Genomic DNA, 7,237 nt, shown 5'->3' with positions numbered 1-7,237 from the left:
GGTCCGGCGTCAAATAGAAAAACGCCGCTGGTTCGATGAGTGAACCCACCGACACCGCCAGCACCGGGCGTGGCAAACCGGCCTTGGTGCACTCGGTGTCAACCACCGCCAGATCGGTCAGCGAAGGGTTTTGCAGGACGTAGAACACCGGACGACTGCGGTCGAGGTTAAGAGTGAACGACGACTGATTGATGGTCTCGGAGCGAACCCAGAGATACAACAGGCGGCGCAGGGTGCCAAACACAAGACGGCGGAACGGGGAACGGGTCATACGGCTTCTGCGTGAGTGAATAAAACCGAGCAGGCGCTCGGGGCGGACAGTTTGCCGTATTAGGCGAAAATCGGCAAAAAAGCACCGAAGTAATCTCCTGTTGAGAGTTTTCGCACCTGTCATATACTCGGCGCTCTGTTGCCGGTGCCCTGTCATGGACGTCGGACGCAGGCTGACGTTCCTCGAAGGCTTTCCTGCGAAAAGCCCGTTCAATAATAAAAAAGGAGTATGAACAGATGGCAACACGCGAAACCGGCAACGTGAAGTGGTTCAACGACGCCAAAGGCTATGGCTTTATCCAGCGCGACGACGGCGTGGACGTGTTCGTGCACTACCGCGCAATTCGCGGCGAAGGGCACCGCTCGCTGACCGAAGGTCAACAGGTTGAGTACGCGGTGATCACCGGCGAGAAGGGCTTGCAGGCTGAGGATGTTGTAGGTCTGTAACACAAACCTCCAGAACGCCAAAAACCACTGTGGGAGCGAGCCTGCTCGCGAATGCGGTGTATCAGTCACCATTCATATCGACTGACACTGCGCATTCGCGAGCAGGCTCGCTCCCACGTGGGCTCTACGTTGCCCTGGTTACGCGGTCTTCCAGGTGATTTCTTCTTCTCCGTCTTCGCTGATGCGAATCCAGCGATCAGCGGTTTCTTCACCTTCTTCTTCGACCCACGTTCCCGGTGCGCAGCGCACCTCGACGTTCAGTGCCGCAAAGGCTGCGCGGGCGCAGGCGATGTCGTCGTCCCAGGGGGTCTGGTCGCTTTCCAGGAACAGGCTGTTCCACTTGCCCACGGCTTTCGGCAGCCAGGTCACCGGCACGTTGCCGGCCTTGCACTTGTACGTCTGGCCCTTCTGTACCCAGTCGCTGCACGGGCCCAGCGCTTGGCCGAGCCAGGCGGCGATGGCCTTGTGGTCGACGTCGGCGTCTTTCAGGTAAATCTCGATGTCCGGTTGGCGCATGGATGTCCTCACTGCGGGTCTGAAAAATCCATTCGCGGATTTAGCCGGCCCCGGGCCTTTGCCCGAGACCAAAAGTTATTGAAGAACGAAATAATCGTAGCGCATCGACACGGTGGTCTCGAACGGCTCGGCCTGTTCGATCACCGCCGCGCGACGCTCGGCACTGGCACGCCAGCCGTGAGGCGTCATCGCCAACAGGTTGGCGCGGTCCTCGGGCTTGTCCAGAGTCAGCTTGAATTCCAGGGTTTCGCTGTGCGCCAAGGCCATGCCTGCCGGCACCAGGGCCAGGTGCTTGTCGTCGGTATACTCGCGCACTTCGTCGTACAGGCGTTCGCGCAATTCCATCAGATGGCCACGGGTCGGGCCGACTTTCATCAGCCCGCCGCCGACGCTGAGCAGACGCTTGGCTTCCTCCCAATCCAACGGACTGAAGACGCTGGCGAGAAACTGGCAACTGCCTGAGGCCAATGGCACGCGGGCCATGCTGGCGATCAACCAGGTGATCGCCGGATTGCGCTTGCAGGCGCGTTTGACGGCTTCGCGGGAAATGTCCAGCGCGTAGCCGTCAGCATTGGGCAAAGCCTCTGCGATTTGCGCGGTGTAGTAACCCTCGCCACAACCGATGTCGACCCAGCGCTCTGGCGCATAACTCGCCGCCAATTCAGCCAGACGCCTGGCGACTGGCGCGTAGTGCCCGGCGTTGAGGAAATCACGCCGCGCCTCGACCATCGCTTGATTGTCGCCCGGGTCGCGGCTGTTCTTGTGCTGCACCGGCAACAGGTTCAGATAACCCTGACGCGCACGGTCAAACCGATGCCCGGCGGGGCAGACCACGCCGTTCTCTACCGCATTGAGCGGCTCACTGCAGATCGGGCACGCGAGCATCAGGCGAGCAACTTGATCAGGGTCTGGTAATAGATTTCGGTCAGCACGTCGAGATCGGCTGCCAGCACGCGCTCGTTGACCTGGTGGATGGTCGCGTTGACCGGGCCCAGTTCAACCACTTGCGTGCCCATGGTCGCGATGAAACGGCCATCGGAGGTGCCGCCGCTGGTCGACGCCTTGGTCTCGCGACCGGTGATGTCCTTGATGCTCGACGACACCGCATCGAGCAGCGCGCCCGGTTCGGTGAGGAACGGCAGGCCGGACAGTGCCCAGTCGATGTGCCAGTCCAGACCATGCTTGTCGAGGATGTCGGCAACGCGTTTCTGCAGGCCTTCGACGGTCGATTCGGTGGAGAAACGGAAGTTGAACACCGCCACCAGATCACCCGGGATCACGTTGGTCGCGCCGGTGCCGGAATTGAGGTTGGAAATCTGGAAACTGGTCGGCGGGAAGAAGTCGTTACCGTGGTCCCAGTGCTCGGCGGCCAGCTCTGCCAGCGCCGGAGCGGCGAGGTGGATCGGGTTCTTAGCCAGGTGCGGGTAGGCCACGTGACCCTGCACGCCTTTGACCGTGAGCTTGGCGCCGAGGGAGCCGCGACGGCCGTTTTTCACCACATCGCCGACCAGGGTGGTGCTCGACGGTTCGCCAACGATGCACCAGTCCAGACGCTCGTTGCGCGCGACCAGACGCTCGACCACTGCCTTGGTGCCGTGATGCGCCGGGCCTTCTTCGTCGCTGGTGATCAGGAACGCGACCTTGCCTTTATGGTTCGGGTAATCGGCGACAAAGCGTTCAGCGGCGACTGTCATCGATGCCAGGCTGCCTTTCATGTCTGCCGCGCCACGGCCGCAGAGCATGCCATGTTCGTCGATCACGGCATTGAACGGATCGATCTGCCATGCGGTAACCGGACCGGTCGGTACCACGTCGGTGTGGCCAGCGAAGCACAGCACCGGGCCGTCGTTGTTGCCGTGAGTGGCCCAGAAGTTATCCACATCTTCGATGCGCATCGGCTCCAGGGTGAAACCGGCATCGCCCAGGCGCTGCATCATCTGCTTCTGGCAGTCGGCATCGACCGGGGTTACGGAGGGACGGCGGATCAGGTCGATGGCCAGTTGAAGGGTCGGCGATAGGTCGGCGTGGGCCGTCATGGAAAACTCCGGATCATGAATTTGAGCGAGGGCCAATGTGGGAGCGAGCTTGCTCGCGAAAGCGGTCTACCAGGCACCTTAAAGGTTGAATGTTACAACGCCTTCGCGAGCAGGCTCGCTCCCACAAGGGACAGGGGTGGTCAGTCAGACCGGTTATCACGCCAAGCCCCGCAAAATGGCGGTTATCTTAAAGCAAAACGGCGACCATTGGCCGCCGTTTAGTGCTGCGTTGCGGATTTAGACGACCGGTGCCGGCTCAGCCTTGGCCACAGGTTTGGGCAGCGACGACAGGAACGCCATGATCAGCGCCGCCAGATACGGCAGCGACTGCACCAGCAGCATGGTTACCCAGAAGCGCATGTCATTGCTCGGAATGCCCTGCACGAGGAAGATCCCCAGCGCCGCGCCCCACAGCAACAGCATGATGAACAGCTCCTCGCGAGCCTCGCTGATCGCCACCCAGAAACCGTGGTTGTCAGCGTTTTTCGGCGTGCGGAAGAACGGAATGCTGCTGGTGAAGAAACCGTACAGCACCGCTTTGGCGATGGTGTGCGACAACGCCAGCCCGGCCAGCGCCGCGCAGAACGCATCTTTCAGATTCACACCGACGGCGCGGCGGTAGAGGAAGATGATCTTGCCGACCTTGAACACGAACAGCGCCAGCGGCGGGATTGCGAAAATCAGCAGCGGCGGATCGACCCGTTGCGGCACGATGATCATCGCCGCCGACCACAACAGCGCGCCAACGGTGAAGAAGATGTTCATGCCATCGGCGACCCACGGCAGCCAACCGGCGAGGAAGTGATAACGCTGACCGCGAGTCAGTTCGGTGTCCTTGCCGCGCAGCAGGCTGCGGGTGTGGCGCTTGATGATCTGAATCGCGCCATAGGCCCAGCGGAAACGCTGTTTCTTGAAGTCGATGAAGGTATCCGGCATCAGGCCCTTGCCGTAGCTGTCGTGGTAATACGCCGCCGACAGGCCTTTCTCGAATACGCGCAGGCCGAGTTCGGCGTCTTCACAGATGCACCAGTCAGCCCAGCCCAATTCCTCCAGCACGGAACGGCGGGTCATGGTCATGGTGCCGTGCTGAATGATCGCGTCACGGTCGTTGCGGGTGACCATGCCGATGTGGAAGAAGCCCTTGTATTCGGCGTAGCAGAGCTTCTTGAAGGTGCTTTCGTTCTGGTCGCGATAATCCTGCGGCGACTGCACCACGGCGATTTTCGGGTCGGCGAAGTGCGGCACCATGTGCTTGAGCCAGTTTGGGTGTACGCAGTAATCGGAGTCGATCACGGCAATGACTTCGGCGTCCTTGGCGGTATGCGGAATCAGGTAATTCAGCGCGCCGCCCTTGAAACCGGCCAGCGGCGAAACGTGGAAGAACTTGAAGCGCGGGCCGAGGGTTGCGCAGTAATCGCGCACCGGTTCCCACACCGCCGGGTCCTTGGTGTTGTTGTCGATGATCAGGACTTCGAAATCCGGATAATCGAGCGCGGCTAAGGCATCGAGGGTCTGTTTGACCATCTCTGGCGGCTCGTTGTAGCAGGGCACGTGGATCGACACTTTCGGTCGGTAATCGGAATCGCCCAGTACCGGCAGGAACTCCCGCCGGCGCTTGTGAATCCACACCGCTTCGGCCAGTTCATGGGCCTCGGTGAGCAGGACGATGAATACCCCGAGCGCACCGAGCGCCAAGAGGAATCCGACCGTGAGGCTGAACCACGTGCTGTATTGCTGGCTGTAGTCGTAACCGATGTACACCAGCACCGAACCGCAGAGGAACGCGATAAACGTCAGGAACGTGCGACCACGCTGGCGCAGCGCCGAGCCGTCGATCATCAGCAGGGTCAGCGACAGCAGCGCCAGCACCACCGAGCCGATGGCCAGCACGCGCCATTGCGGAATCGCCACCACCGGGCCTTCGAAATTGAATTTCTGCTGGCGCGCGGCGTTGAACACGCCCCAGTAGGCGCCGACCGAACCTTCATCGCTGGCCTTCCACGGCTGGTCGAACGCTTCGATCACGAAGTAGTTGAAGCCTTGGCGATTGAGCTTGTTGACCAGTGTGCGCAGGTAAATCGCCTGATCTGCCGGCGAGGCATCGGCACCACCGCGCATGCGACCATTGCTCGGCCAGCCGACCTCGGAGAGCAGCAGCGGTTTTTTCGGAAAGAGTTTTTTCAGATCGCGGGCACGGTCGAAGACGAACTGGCCGGCCTTGTCCACCGGAATGAATTCCCAGTAGGGCAGGACGTGGGCGGCGATCAGGTCAACGTGCTTGGCCAGTTGCGGGTATTTCTCCCAGATATGCCATTGCTCGGAGGTGGTCACCGGTACTTTGACCGCAGCGCGCACCCGATCCAGCAGAACGATCAGCGCTTCCGGGGTGATCTCTTCGCGAAACAGCGCCTCGTTGCCGACCACCACGCGCACGACGCTTCTGGAGGTGTTGGCCAGCTCGATGGCTTTGGTGATTTCCCGTTCGTTGCGTTCCTGGTCCGGGCTGATCCAGATGCCGAGGGTGACGCGCAGGCCGAATTCCTCCGCCAGTTGCGGGATGTCTCCAAGCGAGCCGTCGACCGAATAGATACGAATGTTGTCGGTCAGCTTGCTCATGATTTCCAGGTCACGGCGCATTTCGTCGTCAGACGGATACTGATCCTTCTGTGGGAATTGCCCCTGCTGGAATGGCGAATACGAGAAGCCGGAGATTTGCTGCGGCCAGTTCGGCGCCGTGACCGGGCGATTGACCAGCGCCCAGAAACCGGTGAACAAGGCAGCGATGGCCAGCACCACCACCAGGTTGAGTCCAAATTTACGCGATGACATAGCTGTTTCGGGTTCCAAAGGCTGTGGAACGAAGGATCGGTCGGATAGACGCCCGAGGGGCGCGCATCCTACACCGGCGGTTAACCAGCCGTACAACTGATGGGAAAATGCCTGACATTGGGCAGCCGTCTCTTACTTAAGTTCTTACACTTGTCGCTTGCAGCTTAAAACTTGTCGCTGCGTAGCCCTATAATGCGCGCCGGTTTTTGGGGTAATGGTCATGAGTACAGAAGATCCGCGGTTTGCAGGCATCGCCCGTTTGTATGGCATCGAGGGCCTGGAACGCTTGCGCGCCGCCCATGTGGCGATCGTCGGCGTCGGTGGCGTCGGTTCCTGGGCGGCGGAAGCCATGGCCCGTTGCGGGCTGGGCGAGATTTCGCTGTTCGACCTCGACGACGTCTGCGTCAGCAATGCCAACCGCCAGTTGCATGCGCTGGACAGCACCGTCGGCAAACCCAAGGTCGAGGTGATGGCCGAGCGCCTGCGCGGGATCAACCCCGATTGCACGGTGCACGCCGTGGCCGATTTCGTTACCCGCGACACCATGGCCGAATACATCACGCCGAACATCGACTGCGTGATCGACTGCATCGATGCGGTCAATGCCAAAGCGGCGCTGATCGCCTGGTGCAAACGCCGCAAGATCCAGATTATTACCACTGGCGGGGCGGGCGGGCAGATTGACCCGACGCTGATTCAGGTCTGCGATCTGAACCGCACCTTCAACGATCCGCTGGCTTCGAAAGTCCGTTCGACGTTGCGCCGGGACTACGGCTTTTCCCGCACCGTGACCCGTCACTACAGCGTGCCGTGTGTGTTTTCCACCGAACAGCTGCGCTACCCGAAACCGGACGGCAGCATTTGTCTGCAGAAGAGTTTTGTCGGCGACGGCGTGAAGCTCGACTGCGCCGGCGGGTTTGGCGCGGTGATGATGGTTACCGCGACATTTGGCATGGTCGCGGCGACCAAGGCTGTGGACAAGATTGTCGCTGGTGTTCGGCGCCCTGCGGACCGGGTCAAGCCTCAAGCCTGAAGGTATTTGATCGTTCCCACGCTCCGCGTGGTAATGCAGCCCGGGACGCTCCGCGTCCCATCCAGAGCCGAACGCGGAGCGTTCGTTGAGGCATTCCCACGCAGAG

At 60.9% G+C, this 7,237-nt stretch carries 6 protein-coding genes and 1 pseudogene; 2 read left to right on the top strand and 5 right to left on the bottom strand.

Going from position 1 to position 7,237, the window contains the following annotated elements; all coding sequences use genetic code 11:
• Positions 1-271: pseudogene (locus OQK_RS05550) on the bottom strand (glycerol-3-phosphate 1-O-acyltransferase PlsB); the annotation flags it as partial.
• 236 nt (positions 272-507) lie between these two features.
• Between OQK_RS05550 and OQK_RS05545 the strand changes: the two are divergent.
• Positions 508-717, top strand: a complete 210-nt coding sequence (locus OQK_RS05545) for a cold-shock protein (protein ID WP_016771489.1) — start codon at positions 508-510, stop codon at positions 715-717.
• Positions 718-855: 138 nt separating this feature from the next.
• Here the strand turns inward: OQK_RS05545 and OQK_RS05540 are convergent, their stop codons facing one another.
• From OQK_RS05540 to OQK_RS05525, 4 genes are all read right to left on the bottom strand, one after another.
• On the bottom strand, positions 856-1,233 hold the full coding sequence (locus OQK_RS05540; protein ID WP_016771488.1) for a hypothetical protein: 378 nt from the start codon (positions 1,231-1,233) through the stop codon (positions 856-858).
• 75 nt (positions 1,234-1,308) lie between these two features.
• Positions 1,309-2,118 (bottom strand): putative RNA methyltransferase, encoded by an 810-nt coding sequence (locus OQK_RS05535; RefSeq protein WP_016771487.1) that lies wholly within the window; start codon positions 2,116-2,118, stop codon positions 1,309-1,311.
• On the bottom strand, positions 2,118-3,269 hold the full coding sequence (gene dapE, locus OQK_RS05530; RefSeq protein WP_016771486.1) for a succinyl-diaminopimelate desuccinylase: 1,152 nt from the start codon (positions 3,267-3,269) through the stop codon (positions 2,118-2,120). Before dapE ends, OQK_RS05535 begins: the two co-directional genes overlap by 1 nt.
• Before the next feature lie 237 nt (positions 3,270-3,506).
• A complete protein-coding gene (locus OQK_RS05525) occupies positions 3,507-6,098 on the bottom strand; it encodes a glycosyltransferase (RefSeq protein WP_016771485.1) in 2,592 nt (863 codons plus the stop codon).
• Between the two features lie 214 nt (positions 6,099-6,312).
• Here OQK_RS05525 and tcdA point away from each other — a divergent pair, with 214 nt between their 5' ends.
• Positions 6,313-7,131, top strand: a complete 819-nt coding sequence (tcdA, locus tag OQK_RS05520) for a tRNA cyclic N6-threonylcarbamoyladenosine(37) synthase TcdA (protein WP_016771484.1) — start codon at positions 6,313-6,315, stop codon at positions 7,129-7,131.
• Positions 7,132-7,237: the final 106 nt, after the last annotated feature.

Origin of the sequence: Pseudomonas sp. R62 (genome assembly GCF_000257605.1) — a bacterium.
Lineage (GTDB): Bacteria > Pseudomonadota > Gammaproteobacteria > Pseudomonadales > Pseudomonadaceae > Aquipseudomonas > Aquipseudomonas atacamensis.
The sequence above is the reverse complement of the archived record's forward strand: the minus strand, read 5'-3'. Positions and strand labels throughout refer to the sequence as shown.